Raw genomic sequence first — 19,494 nt, 5'->3', positions numbered from 1 at the left:
TAAACGGTCTTTCTCACTTTTTTCTCTTTTTCATAGCACCGACATCAAAAAACGACAAGTTTTTCAAAACAAGTCAAACGACGATATGTGGTATGATATGATATAGTGATAACAATTTTCATTTGGGAGGATTAAGGAATGCAAGAAGATTCTAAGGTATATGACATTACCGTTATCGGGGGCGGCCCAGTTGGATTGTTTACTGCGTTTTACGGAGGCATGAGACAGGCAAGTGTGAAAATCATTGAAAGCCTTCCTCAGCTTGGCGGTCAACTATCTGCTCTTTACCCTGAAAAATACATTTATGATGTGGCTGGTTTCCCAAAAATCCGCGCACAAGAATTAGTTGATAATTTAAAGGAACAAATGGATAAATTTGATCAAACCATTTGCTTAGAGCAAGCTGTGGAAACGGTTGAAAAACAAGCAGACGGTATCTTCAAACTCGTCACAAATCAAGAGGTTCATTATTCTAAAACGATCATCATTACAGCTGGTAACGGTGCATTCCAACCGAGAAAGCTTGAACTTGACGCAGCAGAATCATTTGAAGGAAGCAACCTGCATTACTTCATCAATGATTTGAACCAATTTGCTGGCAGACGTGTCGCTGTTCTTGGTGGCGGAGACTCTGCGGTGGACTGGGCACTGATGCTTGAGCCAATCGCAAAAGAAGTATCCATCATTCACCGCCGTGACAAATTCCGTGCACATGAGCACAGTGTAGAAAACTTGCACAACTCGAAAGTCAATGTGCTGACACCATTTGTCCCAACTGAGCTCATCGGTGAAGACCGCATTGAACAAATTGTGCTTGAAGAAGTCAAAGGTGATAAAAAACAAGTGCTTGATGTGGACGATGTGATCGTTAACTTTGGTTTTGTTTCCTCCCTTGGACCAATCAAACAATGGGGTCTTGAAATCGAAAAGAACTCTATCGTGGTCAAATCCACAATGGAAACAAACATCGAAGGCTTCTATGCGGCAGGAGACATTTGTACGTATGAAGGAAAAGTCAAATTGATCGCAAGCGGATTTGGTGAAGCACCAACTGCTGTGAACAACGCAAAAGCGTACATGGACCCGAAAGCCCGTGTACAGCCACTTCATTCCACAAGCTTATTTGAAAACAAATAAGAACGGATCAAAAAAAGGAGTTCCATCTGCGGAACTCCTTTTTTGTTTATTTAAAAATCCCAATATAGGCATTCGCCATTCCAAGTACCATTGCAGCAAGCAACACCACAACAATCCCCGCCACAACCAAAATCACCCGATCCTTCACACGTTCCTTTTTCGGAAGCGGCTTGTCTATCCCGCAAGATGGACACGTTTTTGAACGATACGGAATCAGTTCATGACAGTTCCTGCAATTGATTTGTTCACTCAAACCTCAGCAACCTCTTTTCTGATGACAGTTTATGTTTGGTTCTCATGATACTCTTTTCGGGTGGAAATAGCCAGTTGTGAGGACAAGCTGTAACAAAATTGAGCGATTTATCAATTGTTGAAGAGAGAATGAAGGTTTCATCTGTTCGACCGATATATAGGAAGTGAAGATTATGTTCATAAGGGAGCGATAGAAAGATGTTCAAGCGTTTAATAATCAGTTTGAGCTTGTTACTGATTATCAGCAGCTCAGCTGAACTGTTTGCAAAAGACTATAACAAACATTATGCTCAGTTCGCAGCAGGATTGAATATGGATGTTGATCAACTAGAACCTTTTTTAAAGCGTGTATCCACTTCGGTTTTGGATTCTGGTTTGAGTGATCAAGAAATCAAACAGATACTCTACAAAGTTCAAAAGATGAATAAAAACAACGAAACGAAAAAAATGGGCACTTTTGAAGTGATGTACCATGAAAAAACAGCAAAGATTAAAATTGAAATTGAAGTCCACGTGGAAGATGGCAATAAAGAAGTCGTGATCTATATGTTTAGCACCCAAGAGTTGGTGGATGTCTTGGATAAAGAACTATTGAAAATAGAAGAAGCTATATGAGACAGAGACGCGGAATGAGTGTCTCTTTATTATAGTTTATTTTCCTCAATAAAAAAGCCTCCTCGATCGTGTTGTTTACAAAAACAAACGAATAAGGAGACTTATCTTAATTCACGATCAGTTGTTAACACTCTTCCGGCATACCGGATTCGTCGCTTTTCTGAAAGAAGAACCGCATCCGCATGACGCGATGGTGTTCGGATTGTCGATGGTGAAACCGCCACAAATCATGATTTAATTATAATGGTCAATATTGTATGTAATTATCCACTAATTACTCTCTTTTTCTCCTTAGTCTATACTACCTTTAAACTTTTACTAATGTATTTCCTACAAGTTCTAAGTGATGTTTAATTGAATAACGTTTTAACATTCCAAGACCAGGATAATTTCCATTCTTATCACAATCTAATAATTCATTTAATCCTTTTGTATCAATTAAAGTTGTTTTATTTTCCTTATACCAATCTACGAATTTATAAAGCGCTTCACCAAATTTCCCTGCTTGGTCGGCACGATTCTCATTTGAATCAGATACAAAATGTCTCACCCAAAAATTATTATCTTCATCTGGATAAATAACATGAATAGCTACTGCTTTAGCTCCAAATCCACTTTCTGTATATTCTTCGCCTACTATAGAATAATCTGAAAAGCCTAAAAACCCTTCACTTTTAAAATCTAAATGGTCCGAAGAATACCATTCAACTTCATGGTTTAAATACTCAGCGTTAGGTGACCGTTTAATAAATGAATCTCGCAAAATTATTCCATTATTATTAACAAATCTTCTTTTGAATGGTTTTTTGTCAGGAATAAAGTTAAACCCAGCTTCATATTCATCAAATATTACTTCATATAAATCTACGTTTCTTAAATCATTGTGGAAAATGGCTGTATCTTTCAAGTTTCTTCCACATTTCCGAACAAGTTGTGGTAACTCTTCTAAAGCTGAACTCGAGTTCAAATGATAACCAATAATGGTATTCGGATGGCTCATAAGCTCTAAAATTTCATCCATTATTTCCTCATTATCATTTAAATCAGCAACGAAAGTTCCTATACTTGGATTCATAATCATAATCACTTTTCGATTGTGATTAATTAAACCTTTTAATGTACTAACTAACTGTGTAGAATATTTTACTGGTTCGATGACTGGTAATATTCCATCAGATAAAACATTGGATTCGTTTAAATCCCTCAGTGCAAATAGCTCATGTTGTTTACCTCGTAGAAATGGAAAATACATTCAAATGCCCCCCTGCAAATTATTTAAGAGCCTTTCAAATTTCTCTCGATTCAGATGTGATTGATAAACTAGCCATCTGAATTCTAAAGGCACTTCTTTTAAATATTCGACATTATTCTTGTTAATCCTCCCTAAAATTGCATTAAATACTAATCTTTGGGATTTTTTTATATCTAATAGTCTAAACATATTTAAATAAGTTGTATATCGAGAGATAGGCTTTACCTTTGGGATTTCCTCAAAGTTTTTTTCTATTAATTCTTCATATTCTTGTTTCCTTAGAATTCTAAATAAGTTGTCATGTTTTAATCCACTAAAATCTTCGCTTGCATCTTTACGAATACTAATAGTATTTCTTTTTGTTAGTACCATAATTCCAACTTTAGTATTCTTTAATAAGCGATAAACCTGGTAATAGTAATTCTCAGAAGTTAAAACATATACTATCGAGAACACCTTATAATAATCTTCAATTTGGAAGATCAATTTCTCTAAGTTGTCTAAGTCCGTTTTAATCTCTACAACAAATGATTTTTTACTATTAATTATTGCAAAATCCGCCTTTGAATCATCAATTTCTATTTCACTCAATGCCACAGTAGTATTCAAACTATAAGTACCTAATACTAGTTTATTAAATAAAGTATTTTTATAGAAAAACTCATTTCTGTAGGAGGTGGATAATTCTTTGTACAAGTCTTTTGAGTCTTTAATTTGTTGTAATATTACCTCATCAACTTCTTTTCCAATTAACTTGGTAATCGTTTTTCTATTAAACCAATCATAGAATTTGGAACTATTCATCTTACTCACTCTTTTCTATTGACTAATTCAATTCCATCTTGTCACCATGAAAAATTTATTCGTATTCTAATAAAAATGTCTATTTTTAATCTAGTTTGTTTACAAACTGCTTCTCCCGATAACCTTTTATTTATAATTTTACTCTTTTATTTTTTTACTTAAAGTAGATACATTAAACTGTGATCTTTTTAAATACTTTCACTATGCTTTTAGTACTTTTAGTTTAACCCTGTAAAACATTAACCCGTTCCCTCTCGCTAAAGGAACTAAATCACTCATAAGTGTCCTCAATGTATTTCTATTATGCCATGAATCAAGCAAATGCTTATGATTTAATTTTGTTTCGCATTTAATATTCTTTTATAAAAGTTTCACTCTCTCCTTCTAAGACTATCAATAGTTTATATGTAAAGTAACACATCTTCATGTAAGTATTGTTTTAAAGCTTGATATTATGGTCTATTCAATCTTTACGTATTTAAAATTTCACGTTCATACTAACCAAATCGTTCTAGTCTTTCAACTTTCTTTATCAATTTTTGAGTTTGCTTGAAACTCTTATATATTGTAAAAGTCTTTTTATTCATTATAAACCCACCAAATCATTGATTGTATCTCAATTATAAACAATCAGTATATAATGTGCATAATTAGATTAATAAACGTTTTTAATCGCCGTTTAATTGTCTACAAACTATTTCAACTAATTATTTATGCCTTCCATTAAGGTATACCTTTGTAATAAACATATGTTTATTTTGTATTTAAAGATCCACTATAAAATTGATGTTGATTATCAATACCTACATAATCCTGTTCTTCCTTTTAAAATACGTTCTCTTATCTTCTATACTTTTACCTACAATAACTAAAGTCAATTACTTATTCCAAATTGTTTTCCAACATCACTTTAACAAACCCTTCCCCCTCTTCTTTATTCTAATACTTGTTTAAAGGTATTAAAAAATACCTCCTCAAATAGCTTGTTTTCCAACATCACTATAGAGAAGGTATTTAATTCATAACTATTAAATATTCCAAACTCAAAATACTGCGTAATTCATAACCAATTATATTATTTCCTAAACTCTTAACACTCCTCCGGCGTACCGGTATTCGTCGCCGTTCTAAAAGAAGAACCACACCCACATGATGCAATGGCGTTCGGATTGTCAATCGTGAAACCGCCGCCCATTAGTGATTGTTTGAAATCAATGATGGTGCCGTTCATGATGTCAAGGCTTTCGGAGTCGACAAGGACCTTGATGCCGTGCTGTTCGAACTGCGTGTCTTTCTCTGAAACTTCATGGTCAAAGCCCATGCCGTATGAAAGTCCGCTGCAGCCGCCGCCTTTTACGCCCACTCGAAGGAACGCATTTTCTTCTTCATGTTCTTTCATCATATCTTTAATCTGCAATGCAGCAGCTTCTGTAATCGTTACTGGTGTACTCATGATCATCCCTCCTTTTGACTGGATGTTTCTTTTCAATTATAAACGTGATGTTGCCTTTTCTCAAATAAATGGTTTAGAGATAGAATGAGCCGTCACAAATTGTTTCAGCAGGCCCTGTCATCAGCACATGGTCATTGTCTTTCCAGCGAATGATCAGGTCTCCGCCTGCTAGATGAACCGTCATGTCCGTCTCTTTTTTCGCATGTCCATTCACAATCGTTGATACAGCCGCAGCGCACGCTCCCGTTCCGCAGGCTTGCGTAATCCCTGAACCTCTTTCCCACACGCGAAAATGCAGTTCCGTTTCACTGACGCGTTCAACAAATTCTACATTGACGCCTTCTGGAAACATGTCATGCTTTTCAATGATGGGTCCAAGTGATTCAAGCGGAGCCTGTTCAATGTCTTCTAAATAGAAAACAATGTGAGGGTTCCCCATTGAAACGGCCGTTCCATGTAATGTCGCCGTGCCAAAATCAAGTGCCTCATTGATGGTTGTGCTAGCCGGTTCACCAAGCATCGGCATCGCTTCTTTTTCAAAACGTGGTTTTCCCATATCTACTGTGACTAGATGAACATGACCATCCTTGACATGAACAGTGGCTTCAACGAGTCCTGACAATGTCTCAATTTGGAACGTCGTGTCTGTCACCATCTGATGCTCATACACATATTTCGCCACGCAGCGAAGCCCGTTGCCACAGTTTTTCCCCTCTGATCCATCATTGTTGAAAATACGCATCTTCACAGGTGCAACCTCTGATGGGCAAATGAGGATCATTCCGTCAGAACCGATTCCTGTATAAACAGAAGAAACGCGGGTCGCTATCTCTGACAGTTGCTCCTCTGGAAGCTGTTCCTTCATCTGATTGACGTATATATAATTATTTCCTAGTCCGTGCATTTTCGTGAATTGAAATGATGTCATGAGCGTCCTCCAAAAATGTTGTTTCTTTATAGTATAAAAGGAGTCGATTCAGGAGACAATCTTATCATCCCCCGTTTTTCATACATAGAAGCTCTTTGCTGCCATGGCAAAGGGCTTTTATTATGCATATGCCTCTTTTTCTCTCGTGTGATGCTTCATTTTGATGATATTTTATTAGCATAACATATTGAATGCGCTTTCTACATTTTCTCCTGAAAAATGGTAGCTGAACGTATGAAAAAAATGCACCTCATGACCCATGTGGTGCATTTAAAACATGTCGTTTTCCTCTATAAAAGCATAAATACGCTCGACTAGCTGCTCTGCATTTTCTCCTGAAACAAATTCTCCATTCACAAGCGCAAATGGGGAGTCCATGCATTTGCCGCAGTAGCTTAAACAGCCGTATTCCATGACATCTAGGTTTGGGTCTTTTTCAAGCTTCTCTTTTGCTTCTTGAGACCCTTGTGCAAGATTACTTACACAAAATTCGATCAGTGGAAACACTGTGCTTCACCTCACATTTGCCTTACCATCCTACCGAAATTCCTTCTATTAGTCAAAACATGAGCATCAAATAAATCGTTACGCCTATTCCTCGTAAAATGTTTTACTATTTAGGACTAACTAATGAATATGTAGGTTATTTTGAAACAATTATTGTGGTTTCACAGTAAATTCGATATAATTTTATTTGGTATTTTAACTTAAAGTTTTTTAGTATAAGTGTTTTTCAATGTCTAGGGGGAAAAGGAGAATCGTCATGAAAAATTTAGTCTTGATCGGCGGAGGTTACGGGAATATGCGGGTTCTCCACCGCTTATTGCCAAATCAATTACCTGATGATGTCACTATCACATTAATTGATCGAAATCCTTACCACTGTTTAAAAACAGAATATTATGCACTTGCTGCTGGAACGATCTCTGATCATCACATTCGAGTATCTTTTCCAGAGCATCCGAAGCTGGATATTCAATACGGGGAAGTAGAAAAAATTGATCTTGAAAACAAACAGATCTTATTCAGCGACCGAGAACCTATTTCATATGATGATACGGTGATTGGACTCGGCTGTGAGGACAAGTATCATAATGTCCCAGGTGCGAAAGAGCATACATACAGCATTCAAACCATTGATCAGTCAAGGCTTGCGTATAACAAATTAAACAATTTAAGTGCTGGCGCAACGGTTGGTATTGTCGGTGCTGGACTAAGCGGGGTAGAGCTAGCCAGTGAACTGCGAGAAAGCCGATCTGATTTAAACATTATTCTTTTTGACCGAGGAGAGCTGATTCTATCAAGCTTCCCAAAAAGATTAAGTTTATATGTACAAAAATGGTTTGAAGAAAATGATGTGAAGATCATTAACTGTGCCAATATTACGAAGGTTGAAGAAGGGGTTGTTTACAACCATGACGATGCGATTGAAGCAGATGCCATTGTGTGGACAGCAGGAATTCAGCCAAGTAAAGTGGTTCGAGATATGGATGTTGAAAAAGACGCACAAGGCCGTGTCGTCTTAACTCCTCATCACAATCTCCCTGGAGATGAGCATGTATATGTCGTAGGTGACTGCGCAAGCTTGCCGCACGCCCCAAGTGCACAGCTAGCCGAGGCACAGGCAGAACAAATTGTTCAATCCCTGCAAAAACGCTGGAAAAACGAGCCGCTTCCTGAGGCTTACCCGCAGTTTAAGCTAAAAGGGGTACTCGGCTCTTTAGGAAAAAAAGCTGGCTTTGGCTTAGTAGCAGATCGTCCGCTTGTTGGCCGTGTTCCACGACTCTTAAAATCCGGGCTTCTTTGGATGTACAAACATCATAATGGCTAAACTTTTGTGAATTTTTTCTCAAAGCTCCTTCCAAGCGAAGGAGCTTTTTCTATGAAACGGCATATGCCGGTCGATGGGTTCTTTTGATCGGAGCAAGAGCAAGAATACAGTCTTTACGAAAAGTTCTCATGGTTTTCTTCGATAAACAATACGCTTGTATGAGCTGGTCCGTTTGACGGTGTACAATGATTTTTCGTTTCGTGCATTCTCCGTTTTTTTTCATATAAATCATATCAATTGGTATTTGCTGATGAAGAGATTGGTTCAGTAAATAATTCATGATGCTCACGCTCCTTTCATTTTATTATAAACGAACAAGCGTTCTTTTTTCAACACAAAAAGGAACGTTTGTTCTATTTATTTTCTCAAAAAAAGAACAGCTTATTCACTGCTCTCTTTGTACCCGTATTTCTCCATTTCTTGATAAATGTCTTTTAATTTCGGATTGCCTTCTCCAACAATTTGATCCTCCACTAGGACAAGCGGATAAAAGAATTCATCATCAAGAATTCGTTCAGACCATTCTTTTTGGCGTTCATTTTCTGGCGGGTGCTCAATATCAATATATGTGATGCGAAACGGCTGATTCGGATATTTTCGTTTTAATGCTGCATCTAACCACTCAAATGTCTCTTTTGACGAAGGCATATTTACGCAGCTAGCGCACAGTACATCTCTTCCATATACATAAAGATCAACGATTTGTTTCATTTGACAAGCCCCCTATTCTTTCTTTATTTTAGCTGAATTTTCTGTATGAAAAAAGTCAAAATCACTTTTTGTTTCAAGATGAGATTGTGCTATAATGAGAAGGAAACTTTGAAACCAATCAATAGATTTTTATCGTCCAGATGAATATAATGGTGATATGTTGTGAAAGGAGCGATTATATCTAATGACTGAAGTCGAAATGAAAGACCAAGTACAGGAAGTACTGGACAAACTTCGTCCATTTCTATTACGTGATGGTGGAGACTGTGAGCTTGTAGACATTGAAGATGGCATTGTGAAATTACGTCTTCTTGGTGCATGCGGCAGCTGCCCAAGTTCAACCATTACATTAAAAGCCGGTATTGAGCGCGCATTATTAGAAGAAGTACCTGGCGTTGTAGAAGTTGAACAGGTTTTCTAATTTATATATGACATGAAAACGACCCGATTTGGGTCGTTTCAGATTGTTGACAAAGGGCTAAAATGATCTTTATTTTAGCCCTTTGTCTTCTTTTCAGCGTGACCTGAAAACCTTTGCAGTCTAGGAAGGACGAGTACCGGCGCGGAGCGAATTTAACATTCGTGAGCACCGGCACGCAGGACTGACAAAGAATGCGAGGGTTTGTCTTCACGCTGAAACGACCCGATTTGGGTCGTTCTTTTTATAACTTCTCTCTAAACCATTCCTTGATAAAGGTCAGTCTTTGGATACGCTGACCCGGATGGCCGCTTCTGGATAAATCATGGGATGCCTTCGGGAATTTGACTAACCTCGTGTCTTTCCCTAGCTCCTTCAATGCCACAAAAAGCTGTTCTCCTTGATCGACTGGGCAGCGATAATCTTCGTCACTGTGCAGGATCAGAAGCGGTGTCTTCACCTGTTTCACATACTTTAGCGGCGAACGATCCCATAGCTTATCAACCGAATCATAAATATCCCCATCAACTTGCCATTTTGTAAAGAAATAGCCGATATCACTAATACCATAAAAGCTAATCCAGTTCGAGATGGACCGCTGTGTGACGGCTGCACGGAAGCGGTCGGTCTGTCCGACAATCCAGTTGGTCATAAAACCGCCATAGCTGCCACCTGTCACCCCGAGCCTTGTTTCATCAAGGAAATCATAGGCTTCGAGCACATCATCAACAGCGAGCATGACATCCTCATAATCAACGTCACCATAGCTGCCTCTCACACGATCAGTAAACATCTGTCCGTACCCATGACTCCCATGAGGATTGATGTACACAATCGCATACCCTTCAGCAGCGAGCATTTGGAATTCATGAAAATATGTATGACCGTACATCGCATGCGGCCCGCCATGAATTTCTAAAATAAGTGGATATTTCTTTCCCTCTTCCATCTGTGAAGGCTTCATGAACCAGCCATGTACATCATCTCCCTCTTTCGATTGGAAAGAAAATGGTTCTGGTTCGGATATGACATGTTCCTTTAGAAAGTCATCATGCTCAAACGTGATTTGCTTGAGTGAAGACTCCCCCAAAGTCAGCTCATATAGCTCACTAGGTGAGACAGGTGAAAGGCGGCTGATCAGCATTTTTGATTCATTTGGATGAAGGCTGAAGTTCGTGATGTGTTCTGCCTCTAGCCGAACTGGATAGGCTAAGCCTTCAGTGGAGAAATAATAAATCCCGGTACTTCCTTGATCAGAAACAAGCACATAAACCCCCTGACTATCCTTTGTCCACTGCGGAAGCTGATTGGCTTCACCCATGACACTATCCCCTGCCATACAGTTTCCTACATACATATCGAGCATTTCTGACAATTGAACGGTCTTTTTCTCCTTCAGGTCATGCAGCCACAATGATGGGAAGGTTGCATTTTGGAATTCACGTTCGTGTCCAATGTACAAAAGGCTTTCTCCATTTGGAGAAAATGATACGGTCGAGTAAACACCTGTTGATTGGGTGATTTTCTTGGATGTACCTTCCTCTAATGAAAGGAGACAGATGTCACTGATGTAAAACGTCTGAGGGTTTGATTGAATATAGGCGAGCCACTTCCCGCACGGAGAGACGACATGATTCACATGATGATACGGCTCACTCGTGACAGTCTCTACCTCTCCTGAACGCACATCGACTTGTACAATTTGCGTCAGACGTCCATCTAAAAAGCCTCTTCCATCTGCTTTATAAGTCAAATCATCATATACCGCCGGAGCAAAGTCATCTCGCTCTTCCATTTTTTCATCATGAACTGATTCTGTTTGTTTTAATGATACTGCCGCATAAATAAAATCCCCGTCAGGCGAAAATACAGGATGTGATACCCCGTATGGAATCTTCGTCAATGTGCGCACGCCGCCCCCTCGGCTGTTGATGAGTGCGAGCTGAGGGACTTCTTTTGGCTTCTGCAAAATAAAGGCTAGCTGCTTCCCGTCTTTTGACCATGCCGGCTGATGGTGCTTTCCATCATCAAATGTCCATTGAGACAGCTCCCCTGTCTCTTCATCTCGCACCCATAAATGAATATTGTAATCATCCTTTTTTTCATTCACCGTTACCTTTGTAAACACAGCCTTTTTGCCGTCTGGTGAATAGACCGGATGAGAAACGGACACGATTTTCGTTAAGTCCTCGGCTGTGATCAATTTCTTCATCAATAGATCTCCCCCTTTTATGTATAAAAAATAGTTCGCTTCTCTAAATAATCATCCCTGCTTTTCTTCTGAAAAACAAGGATAAAAAAGAACGTGCGTCTTCACAGCACGTTCTTTACTTGATTCACAGAGTGATGCTCCACGACGACACCTTCTGCCGGCACCGTCAGCACATCTACTTCGCAATGCGGGAAATTTTGGGCAAGCTGCTTTTTCAGTGCTTCTCCCTTCCCTTTTTCCACTAATGTTAAAATGGTCGGCCCAGCACCGCTTAGTGCAGTTCCATACGCTCCTTTTAATGAAGCAACGTGCTCCACCTTTGACAGTTCTGGAACAAGCATTTTGCGGTAAGGCTGATGAAATAAATCTTTGTTCATCATTTCCCCTACAAGCGGCCAGTTCTGCGTCATTAAGGCGGCGACAAGGACGTTACTTACAGCACTCGCGCTCACAGCCTGTTTATAAGAAAAATCCTCTGGCAGGACATCACGGGCATCCTTTGTGAGCACCTCGTAAAAAGGAATCACAACGACAACATCTACATCCACATGCTGCACTTTAACGGCATGGGTCTTGTCTTCTTCATGAAGGCCAATGAGTAAACCACCGAATAATGAGGCACCAGCATTATCTGGATGACCTTCTACCTCACTTGCAAAAAAGAGCTTCTGATCATCGGTCATATTTAATTCAAGCAGCTGATTGGCAAGCTCAATGGCGGCCACGATGGCGGCAGCACTGCTGCCCAGCCCCCTTGCCAATGGAATATCACTCCACACTTTGACATGAACAGACGGGAGTGTTTTTCCAAAGTCATCTGCAACCTTTTTGGCTGTTTGATAAATCAGGTTATCGGTGCCTGATGGAATACCAGACACGACATCTGTTTCTGCTTCAAACAGCCAGCTATCATGGTCATAGACCGATAGCTTTAAATAGCGGCTGAGCGCCATTCCGACTGAATCAAAGCCTGGTCCTAAATTGGCAGTGCTTCCCGGTACTGTGATGGAAAAAAGCATGGAGGCTCCACTCATACGCGTGCGGCCTTTTCTAAATGTTCGAGAATTTGATCTTCATCTGCATCCAGTGTGACCGGCTTGATGTGCGAAATATCAATCGCCGTATTCGGATCTTTTAATCCGTTTCCTGTCAGTACAGCGACGACTTTACTACCTGGCTTAATTTCTCCAGATTTCACTTGCTTGAGTACGCCCGCAATTGATGCACATGATCCCGGCTCTGCAAACACACCTTCTTCACGTGCGATCAATTGATACGCATGAAGAATTTCCTCGTCTGTTACTTCATCAATTTTTCCGTTTGATTCATTTGCCGCTGCTACAGCTTGCTTCCAGCTCGCTGGATTTCCGATACGAATGGCCGTTGCGACTGTTTCTGGCTGCTCGATCACTTCATTTCGAACGATGGCTGCTGCACCTTCTGCTTCAAAACCGCGCATGACTGGCAGTCCAGTGCCTTTTTTCTCATGATATTCTTTGAAGCCTTTCCAGTACGCTGTGATATTCCCTGCATTTCCAACAGGAATCGCTAATACGTCTGGCGCAGAGCCTAGCTGCTCACAAATTTCAAATGCTGCTGTCTTTTGTCCTTCAATACGGTATGGATTGACGGAGTTAACGAGGGCGATGGGTGCTTTTTCACAGATGCTGCGAACAATTTTCAGCGCATCATCAAAGTTGCCGTCAATGGCAATGATTTCTGCTCCGTACATGACCGCCTGTGCCAGCTTACCAAAGGCAATTTTCCCATCTGGAATGATGACGATACATTTCATATCAGCGCGAGCTGCATAAGCCGCCGCTGCTGCAGACGTATTCCCTGTTGAAGCACACATAACCGTATCATTGCCTTCTTCTTTTGCCTTGGCAACAGCCATGACCATCCCGCGGTCCTTAAAAGAACCCGTTGGATTGACGCCTTCTGTTTTCACATGCAGCTCAATCCCCAGCTTTTCCGAAAGCTTGGCGAGGTGGATCAGCGGTGTATTCCCTTCATTTAATGTTAGTTTTGGTGTGTGTTCGTTTACTGGTAAGAATTCTTGAAATTCTTCAATGAGTCCATTCCACTTCATCAGCTTAAACCGTTCCCTTCTACTCGGTACGTGCTTTTCACTTGAACCACCACGTCGAGATCGTTTAATGTTTGCAGGATATTCGCGAAATCTTCTTCTGACGTCTGATGTGTAATAATGACGATTTCAGCCAGCTCATCATGCCCTTTCACAGGAAGCTGAAGGATCTTTTCAAAGCTGATGCCTCTTTCAGAAAAAATAGATGTAATGCGGGAGAAAGCACCGACTTGATCTCTCACATGAATTCTTAAAAATTGCTGAGCAAATACTTCAGATGATGCCTTAATTTTCTTCTCAAATTGTGGTGCAATAAAGCCACTGCCATTTACGCCAAGACGCATGTTTTTCATGACTGCGACTAAGTCAGATACAACAGCTGTTGCCGTTGGCAGGCTTCCTGCCCCAGGTCCGTAAAACATCGTTTCTCCGACAGCACTTCCGTAGACATACACGGCATTAAATTCATTGTTGACGGATGATAGTGGATGATGATCAGGGAGTAAGGTTGGCTGTACACTGACCTCCACTTTCTCTCCGTCCCGCTGGGCAATACCAATCAGCTTCATTGTATAGCCAAATCGTTTACTGAAACTAATGTCCTCATCAGAGATGTCAGAAATACCTTTGACCTTCACATCCTCTAAATCCACATTCATGGAAAAACCGAGTCTTGCCAGGATGGCCATCTTCCTTGCTGCATCCAGCCCTTCTACATCAGCTGTCGGGTCTGATTCTGCAAAGCCAAGCTCTTGCGCTTCTTTTAAGACATCCTCATATGCACTTTTATCGACATTCATTTTCGTTAAAATAAAATTGGTTGTGCCGTTCACGATGCCCATCATCTTTGTGATGCGGTCAGAGGCTAATCCTTCCTCCAGTGTACGCAAAATGGGAATCCCACCTGCCACACTTGCTTCATAGTAAAGGTCACAGCCGTTTTCTTTTGCTACATGTAAAAGCTCTGTGCCATATAGCGCCATTAAATCTTTATTGGCTGTAATGACATGTTTTTTCTCATTTAACGCATCTATTAAATATTGTTTTGTCTCTTCAATGCCGCCCATCACTTCAATAATGACGTCGATCTCTGGATCTCGAATCACATCGTATACTTCAGTTGTGAAGACCTCTCTTGCGACATCCACATCTCTTTTTTTATTGGGATTGCTCACAAGCACTTTTTGTATTAATACCGGACAGCCGATCTGGTGCATTAATTTATCCTGATGATCTTGAATAATCTTAACGACACCGCTCCCCACTGTTCCTAATCCTAGTAGTCCCACTCGAATTGCCTTCACCTGAAATTCCACCTTTCCTCGTAAATGTCCTCATGCAGAGGACATTTGTTAACCTAACACAGACATTCAATGTACACACATTATAAAGGGGTATCCTCATTTTGACAAGGTAATAAAATAAGAGAATATGAGAATGAAACCGCTTAACAGCTATTTATATCAAGATTCTATATTTTCGAAATATTTTTGTGAGAAAAGCTTCCGAAGCAGAGAAGCTTTCCATTACGCCTGAACCGGCGTTTTGGCTTGTTGATTTTGCAGGACAAGCGCTATGTTTTCAGCACATAAATGCATCATCTTTTTTCTCGTTTCGACACTTGCGCTTCCGATATGAGGAAGGACCGTAACGTTTGGTAATGTCGTTAACGGGTGATCAGGGCTGACAGGCTCCTTGCTAAATACATCCAGACCTGCTCCTGCAATTTTTCCTGTCGTAACAGCTTCATATAAAGCATCCTCGTCCACAGTCTGCCCTCTGGAAACGTTGATGAAGTAAGCTGTGTTCTTCATCTGATCAAATGCTTTCTTATTGAACATTTCTTTTGTTTCCGGGGTTAAAGGCGTCAGGCAAACGATGAAATCAGACTGCGTCAGCAGCTCATCAAATGTGGCATAGGTCACACCTAGCCGCGCTTCTGCTTCTGGCTTTCTTGAACGATTATGATAAAGTACCTTCATCTCAAAGCCTGCGGCCCGTTTGGCAAGAGCTGTTCCAATGCTTCCCATTCCGACAATTCCGAGGGTTTTGTGATGAACATCCGCACCGGCAAGAAGAAGCGGTCCCCAGCCTGTCCATTTTCCTTCCTTAATCCAATCACTCGCCTCGACAATCCGTCTAGCTGATGCCATCAGAAGAGCAAAGGCTAAATCGGCCGTGGATTCTGTTAATACATCCGGTGTATGACATACAGTGATCCCGCGCTTTTTAGCTGCTTCAAGATCAATATTGTCGTAGCCAACAGCAAGATTCGCGACCACTTTTAGGTTTGGAGCATGTGATAAAAGCGCCTCATCTACTTGATCTGATAGCATGGTTAAAAGCCCATCGGCCTTTGCGGCTTGTTTCACTAACTCTTCTCTTGGACATGGCTCATCGTCGTGCGGCCACATCTCGATATGAGCGGCTTCTTTTAATGGTGTAAGTGTTGTTTCATCTAGCTTTCTTGTGATATAAACATAAGGTTTAGACAAGAAGAACACTCCTTTGATTGATTTCTTTAAGCATAACGAAAAACGCCTCAAGAGAAAAGAGACGTTTCGTCTGTTCACTGAAACTTCAACTCAGCGGATTGATGAATCCACCCAACAGGCGGAATGAGATTGCCGCCGCTTCTCATAGCACTCATTTCTTGAAAGACCTTGAGAAAATATTCATAGCGGCTGGCATCATTTAAGACATAATCTAATCGCTGCTCATAATAGGATTTCTCATTTTCGCCTGACATATAGTAGCCCTCAACAATTTCGAAATAGTGAAGCGGGAACAAGAGGCGACTATATAATAAACGCTTTGAAAATGATGAAAGTGGGGTGACCTGCTCATATTGCTGCAAAAAGGAAAATCCCTCTTCAATTAAATCCTCTTTATGCTGCACAAAGGTCTCTCTCAAAAATTCTGCGATATCTCTTGTTGGATGGTCAAATACCCAATCAACAGGTAACCGAAGCGGCTGCTCATTCGGCCAAGTCATACGTGAAAAGCGCTGGTGACAAACAGTACCCGAGTCACATTCTTTCGGTTCATCATCAAGCTCTGTATCCACTAAATATTGAATGGCATTTTCCGTTAATCCAAGATAATACGGAAAGGATTCAATGAATTTTTTCTCAAATCGTTCCAGCGGCTTGTGATGCATTTGCTGCATCCAGAAGCCTTCAAGCTGATCTAACCGTTTTGCCCACAATTCCTTCCAGGCCCCCACACGTTTTGTTTCAGATACCTCATAGGGAAACCCTCTTCCCCTCACATGAAAGGCCGCCAGCTCTGACGCAGGCTGAAACGAGCGGCTTGTGATCGGCGGCGCGGCCTTTAATAAAGCGTACAGCTCTTTTCCATGGGTAAAGGTCGGTTTTTCTTCATTCGTTAATTCAAACACGGCGACGTATGGGTCACCGTTATTCAGTAAATACTGACTGATATGATAAAGCTCTGTGAGTTCTTCTTCTCGCAAATGAGACACGGGAACAATGAGGAAGAGAGCGTTCGCCGTTTGAAAGCTCTGATAACTGCCATATGGCATAAATTGACGAACATCAATACCAAATGTGTGATAAATGGTTTCTTTCATGTTTTCACCTGCGTTCATATGATCAGTCTCTTATCATATCGTAGTCGCAGGTTGAGGGATTTATGAATACTATTTACTATCCGAAGCTTTTTAACACGTTGTGGACAAATTACGAGGATTGGGTGAGGAACATGCCGCATCATCATGAGATGAACGAAGTAGAAAAAACAGCAAGACGCCGTTTACAAGAACGAGGCGTAACCATTCAAGATATAGCAGACCTTGTCTTCTTTTTACAGGAAAAGTATCATCCTGGCTTAGACATGACAGAGTGTATCCACAATGTGGAACGTGTCATCGCAAAACGTGAAGTCCAAAATGCCATTTTAACAGGTGTGGAATTAGATGTTCTCGCTGAACAAAAAAAGCTGACGGAGCCGCTGCAATCCATTCTTGCAACAGATGAAAGCCTGTATGGGGTTGATGAAATTTTGTCCTTTGCCATCGTCAATATTTATGGATCCATCGGCTTTACGAATTACGGATATATCGATAAAGAAAAACCAGGGATTCTCGGCAAGCTCAATGATAAGTCCACCGGCGAATGCCACACGTTTTTAGATGACATTGTCGGCGCCATCGCAGCGGCAGCATCAAGCAGATTGGCACATAGTGCGAGAAATGCAGAGTAAAAGAAAAAAGAGGACGCGCGTCTAACGCTTGTCCTCTTTTGCATTATGATAATCGCTCGATCCACTCAGATAATGAATCAATCACATAGGTTGGCTGCCTTTCAACCTGCTGAAGCAGCTCTTTTGTCGTCACGCCTGTATGGACGAGGAGTGTATCCATCCCTGCATTCATTCCTGCCATAATATCGGTATCATAATTATCGCCCACCATGAGCGTCTCAGACACATCTGTCCCGAGCACCCGCATAGCTTGCTCCATAATGATAGACTCTGGTTTTCCGATAAATGTTGGCTGAACCGTTGTTGTAACCGTCAGCACAGAGGTTAATGAGCCATTTCCAGGTAACAGCCCTCTTTCTGTTGGAATGGCAATATCTCCATTTGTCGAGACAAATTGTGCGCCTTGACGGATTGCAATAGCGCCTACCGCTAGTTTTTCATATGTAATGCCTCGGTCTATTCCAACGACAACGAAATCAGCATCTTCTTGAGCAAACGACAGGCCTTTTTCTTCAATGGCCTGCTTGATCCCTTCTTCGCCGATCACATACACCGAGGCATCTTTCTTTTGTTCTGCAATATAATTTGCCGTCGCCATACTTGTTGTAAAGACTTGTTCTTCCGTTGCTGGAATATCGAATGAAACAAGTTTTTCTGCTACCTGCTTTGGGGTGCGTGAAGAGTTATTTGTTACAAACAAATAAGGGATGTTCAGCTCATTTAACTTATGAACAAATTGACCCGCCTCTTCGATTTTTTCTGTTCCTTTATACATCGTTCCGTCTAAATCAATTAAATAGCCTTTGTATTTCATGATGTTCACAACTCCAATGATTTATTTAAACGCTGATACTGGTCCAAGCTCCTGCTCCAAATAGGTACGAATTCGGCGTGGGAAAACTTGAAGCGACTGTTCTACCTCGCTGATCACCTGCAACAAGTCGTGATGAACCACTTCCTGATATTGCTGAACAAGTGTTTTGCGGCACGAGACAAGCTTTTTCAGCTGAGTGCCTTCTTCTGTTGGTACGACCTTTTCATCAACAAGAATATCCATGATGTCATCATAGCTTCCTGGATCCCGCATGATAAAGCCGTCAATCATATCATTTCCTGTATCAAGAATACATTCGACGAGCAAATGAACGATTCGTTCCAGCGCTTTTTTTTCTAAAGGACTTGTCCATGTTTGATGACTTCTCATCAAATCATATTGCTCCTCGAAAAAACGTAATGTCTCTTCAATCTTCTTTCTGTCTACGAAATACATCATGACGCTCCCCTTTGCGTTATTTTCTGATTCGTTTTAAGACAAAATAGGCACAGCCAAAATTACAGTATTCATAAATGTATTCATCGAGTGTGCTGATTTTTGTATCGAATGTGGCCTTTTGGTTTTGGTCATCAAAGAACCCCTTCAGTCTCAGCTGATTATAGCCCCAATCCCCCACAATATAATCATACTTATTTAAAATATCTGAGTACCTTGCTTTAAACGCTTCCTCATCAAAGCCGTCTTTGATCTCTCTTACAAGATCAAAGGTAGCATTCTGAACGACGATCATCTT

Annotated in this window: 21 protein-coding genes and 2 pseudogenes; 5 read left to right on the top strand and 18 right to left on the bottom strand. The window is 40.7% G+C overall.

The genetic code is table 11. The annotated features are described in order from the left end of the window. Positions 1-138 precede the first annotated feature (138 nt). Positions 139-1,137, top strand: a complete 999-nt coding sequence (gene yumC, locus BK049_RS12615; RefSeq protein ID WP_008357239.1) for a ferredoxin--NADP reductase 2 — start codon at positions 139-141, stop codon at positions 1,135-1,137. Between the two features lie 46 nt (positions 1,138-1,183). On the opposite strand, the gene BK049_RS12610 is transcribed toward yumC, so the two are convergent. Continuing rightward, entirely contained in the window at positions 1,184-1,390 is a 207-nt protein-coding gene (locus BK049_RS12610; RefSeq protein ID WP_008346803.1) for a hypothetical protein, read from the bottom strand. A gap of 197 nt (positions 1,391-1,587) precedes the next feature. Between BK049_RS12610 and BK049_RS12605 the strand changes: the two genes are divergently transcribed. Continuing rightward, a complete protein-coding gene (locus tag BK049_RS12605; protein WP_071168664.1) occupies positions 1,588-2,004 on the top strand; it encodes a hypothetical protein in 417 nt (138 codons plus the stop codon). A gap of 124 nt (positions 2,005-2,128) precedes the next feature. Here the strand turns inward: BK049_RS12605 and BK049_RS18980 are convergent. The 6 genes and pseudogenes from BK049_RS18980 to BK049_RS12580 all read right to left on the bottom strand — a co-directional run. Next, positions 2,129-2,235, bottom strand: a pseudogene (locus BK049_RS18980) (iron-sulfur cluster assembly accessory protein); the annotation flags it as partial. 76 nt (positions 2,236-2,311) lie between these two features. Then, positions 2,312-3,256 carry a sce7725 family protein gene (locus tag BK049_RS12600; protein ID WP_071168663.1) on the bottom strand — a complete coding sequence of 315 codons (945 nt, stop codon included), beginning with the start codon at positions 3,254-3,256 and terminating at the stop codon, positions 2,312-2,314. After that, entirely contained in the window at positions 3,257-4,060 is an 804-nt protein-coding gene (locus BK049_RS12595) for a sce7726 family protein (protein WP_071168662.1), read from the bottom strand. It abuts the gene before it with no gap. 1,090 nt (positions 4,061-5,150) lie between these two features. Then, positions 5,151-5,513: an iron-sulfur cluster insertion protein ErpA gene (gene erpA, locus BK049_RS12590; RefSeq protein ID WP_008357254.1), complete on the bottom strand. Its 363-nt coding sequence runs from the start codon at positions 5,511-5,513 to the stop codon at positions 5,151-5,153. A 73-nt stretch (positions 5,514-5,586) separates the two neighbouring features. Beyond that, complete coding sequence (dapF, locus tag BK049_RS12585) at positions 5,587-6,441, bottom strand: diaminopimelate epimerase (RefSeq protein ID WP_071168661.1); 855 nt, start codon at positions 6,439-6,441, stop codon at positions 5,587-5,589. 270 nt (positions 6,442-6,711) lie between these two features. Beyond that, positions 6,712-6,948: a YuzB family protein gene (locus BK049_RS12580; RefSeq protein WP_008346813.1), complete on the bottom strand. Its 237-nt coding sequence runs from the start codon at positions 6,946-6,948 to the stop codon at positions 6,712-6,714. A 256-nt stretch (positions 6,949-7,204) separates the two neighbouring features. Here BK049_RS12580 and BK049_RS12575 point away from each other — a divergent pair, with 256 nt between their 5' ends. Next, complete coding sequence (locus BK049_RS12575; protein WP_008357258.1) at positions 7,205-8,272, top strand: NAD(P)/FAD-dependent oxidoreductase; 1,068 nt, start codon at positions 7,205-7,207, stop codon at positions 8,270-8,272. Between the two features lie 49 nt (positions 8,273-8,321). On the opposite strand, the gene BK049_RS12570 is transcribed toward BK049_RS12575, so the two are convergent. After that, positions 8,322-8,552: a WYL domain-containing protein gene (locus BK049_RS12570; protein ID WP_008357259.1), complete on the bottom strand. Its 231-nt coding sequence runs from the start codon at positions 8,550-8,552 to the stop codon at positions 8,322-8,324. A 101-nt stretch (positions 8,553-8,653) separates the two neighbouring features. Beyond that, on the bottom strand, positions 8,654-8,983 hold the full coding sequence (locus tag BK049_RS12565) for a YuzD family protein (RefSeq protein WP_071168660.1): 330 nt from the start codon (positions 8,981-8,983) through the stop codon (positions 8,654-8,656). A 121-nt stretch (positions 8,984-9,104) separates the two neighbouring features. On the opposite strand from BK049_RS12565, the pseudogene BK049_RS12560 reads away from it, so the two are divergent. Continuing rightward, positions 9,105-9,404 (top strand): annotated as a pseudogene (locus BK049_RS12560) (NifU family protein). A 241-nt stretch (positions 9,405-9,645) separates the two neighbouring features. Here BK049_RS12560 and BK049_RS12555 read toward each other — a convergent pair. From BK049_RS12555 to yutH, 6 genes are all read right to left on the bottom strand, one after another. Further along, positions 9,646-11,613: an alpha/beta hydrolase family protein gene (locus tag BK049_RS12555; RefSeq protein WP_071168659.1), complete on the bottom strand. Its 1,968-nt coding sequence runs from the start codon at positions 11,611-11,613 to the stop codon at positions 9,646-9,648. 101 nt (positions 11,614-11,714) lie between these two features. Beyond that, entirely contained in the window at positions 11,715-12,647 is a 933-nt protein-coding gene (gene thrB, locus BK049_RS12550) for a homoserine kinase (protein ID WP_071168658.1), read from the bottom strand. After that, on the bottom strand, positions 12,644-13,705 hold the full coding sequence (gene thrC, locus BK049_RS12545) for a threonine synthase (protein ID WP_008360439.1): 1,062 nt from the start codon (positions 13,703-13,705) through the stop codon (positions 12,644-12,646). The genes thrB and thrC overlap by 4 nt, the downstream gene beginning before the upstream one ends. After that, positions 13,705-15,006, bottom strand: a complete 1,302-nt coding sequence (locus tag BK049_RS12540) for a homoserine dehydrogenase (protein ID WP_071168657.1) — start codon at positions 15,004-15,006, stop codon at positions 13,705-13,707. The genes thrC and BK049_RS12540 overlap by 1 nt, the downstream gene beginning before the upstream one ends. 222 nt (positions 15,007-15,228) lie before the next feature. Beyond that, positions 15,229-16,197, bottom strand: a complete 969-nt coding sequence (locus tag BK049_RS12535) for a 2-hydroxyacid dehydrogenase (protein ID WP_071168656.1) — start codon at positions 16,195-16,197, stop codon at positions 15,229-15,231. A gap of 74 nt (positions 16,198-16,271) precedes the next feature. Next, positions 16,272-17,312, bottom strand: coding sequence for a spore coat putative kinase YutH (gene yutH, locus BK049_RS12530; protein ID WP_071168655.1), 1,041 nt, complete (start codon positions 17,310-17,312; stop codon positions 16,272-16,274). A gap of 113 nt (positions 17,313-17,425) precedes the next feature. Here yutH and BK049_RS12525 point away from each other — a divergent pair, with 113 nt between their 5' ends. Then, positions 17,426-17,926, top strand: a complete 501-nt coding sequence (locus BK049_RS12525; RefSeq protein ID WP_008360446.1) for a phosphatidylglycerophosphatase A family protein — start codon at positions 17,426-17,428, stop codon at positions 17,924-17,926. Between the two features lie 43 nt (positions 17,927-17,969). Here BK049_RS12525 and BK049_RS12520 read toward each other — a convergent pair whose 3' ends face one another. From BK049_RS12520 to BK049_RS12510, 3 genes are read right to left on the bottom strand one after another with little or no spacing between them, the layout of a single operon-like run. Further along, positions 17,970-18,743 (bottom strand): TIGR01457 family HAD-type hydrolase, encoded by a 774-nt coding sequence (locus tag BK049_RS12520; RefSeq protein ID WP_145939433.1) that lies wholly within the window; start codon positions 18,741-18,743, stop codon positions 17,970-17,972. 18 nt (positions 18,744-18,761) lie between these two features. Next, positions 18,762-19,196 carry a DUF86 domain-containing protein gene (locus BK049_RS12515; protein ID WP_008360450.1) on the bottom strand — a complete coding sequence of 145 codons (435 nt, stop codon included), beginning with the start codon at positions 19,194-19,196 and terminating at the stop codon, positions 18,762-18,764. Positions 19,197-19,215: 19 nt separating this feature from the next. Then, positions 19,216-19,491: a YutD family protein gene (locus BK049_RS12510; protein ID WP_008360452.1), complete on the bottom strand. Its 276-nt coding sequence runs from the start codon at positions 19,489-19,491 to the stop codon at positions 19,216-19,218. Positions 19,492-19,494 lie beyond the last annotated feature (3 nt).

This window comes from Bacillus xiamenensis (assembly GCF_001857925.1).
GTDB classification, from domain to species: domain Bacteria; phylum Bacillota; class Bacilli; order Bacillales; family Bacillaceae; genus Bacillus; species Bacillus xiamenensis.
This window is presented reverse-complemented; position numbering and strand designations above follow the sequence as displayed.

Coding starts and splice junctions, on each gene's coding strand:
- BK049_RS12595 (WP_071168662.1), bottom strand. CDS start 4,060: ATGAATAGTTCCAAATTCTATGATTGGTTTAATAGAAAAACGATTACC.
- BK049_RS12605 (WP_071168664.1), top strand. CDS start 1,588: ATGTTCAAGCGTTTAATAATCAGTTTGAGCTTGTTACTGATTATCAGC.
- BK049_RS12565 (WP_071168660.1), bottom strand. CDS start 8,983: ATGAAACAAATCGTTGATCTTTATGTATATGGAAGAGATGTACTGTGC.
- thrC (WP_008360439.1), bottom strand. CDS start 13,705: ATGAAGTGGAATGGACTCATTGAAGAATTTCAAGAATTCTTACCAGTA.
- BK049_RS12515 (WP_008360450.1), bottom strand. CDS start 19,196: ATGTATTTCGTAGACAGAAAGAAGATTGAAGAGACATTACGTTTTTTC.
- BK049_RS12575 (WP_008357258.1), top strand. CDS start 7,205: ATGAAAAATTTAGTCTTGATCGGCGGAGGTTACGGGAATATGCGGGTT.
- thrB (WP_071168658.1), bottom strand. CDS start 12,647: ATGAGTGGAGCCTCCATGCTTTTTTCCATCACAGTACCGGGAAGCACT.
- yumC (WP_008357239.1), top strand. CDS start 139: ATGCAAGAAGATTCTAAGGTATATGACATTACCGTTATCGGGGGCGGC.
- BK049_RS12570 (WP_008357259.1), bottom strand. CDS start 8,552: ATGAATTATTTACTGAACCAATCTCTTCATCAGCAAATACCAATTGAT.
- BK049_RS12510 (WP_008360452.1), bottom strand. CDS start 19,491: ATGATCGTCGTTCAGAATGCTACCTTTGATCTTGTAAGAGAGATCAAA.
- BK049_RS12525 (WP_008360446.1), top strand. CDS start 17,426: ATGCCGCATCATCATGAGATGAACGAAGTAGAAAAAACAGCAAGACGC.
- BK049_RS12600 (WP_071168663.1), bottom strand. CDS start 3,256: ATGTATTTTCCATTTCTACGAGGTAAACAACATGAGCTATTTGCACTG.
- yutH (WP_071168655.1), bottom strand. CDS start 17,312: ATGAACGCAGGTGAAAACATGAAAGAAACCATTTATCACACATTTGGT.
- BK049_RS12555 (WP_071168659.1), bottom strand. CDS start 11,613: ATGAAGAAATTGATCACAGCCGAGGACTTAACGAAAATCGTGTCCGTT.
- erpA (WP_008357254.1), bottom strand. CDS start 5,513: ATGAGTACACCAGTAACGATTACAGAAGCTGCTGCATTGCAGATTAAA.
- dapF (WP_071168661.1), bottom strand. CDS start 6,441: ATGACATCATTTCAATTCACGAAAATGCACGGACTAGGAAATAATTAT.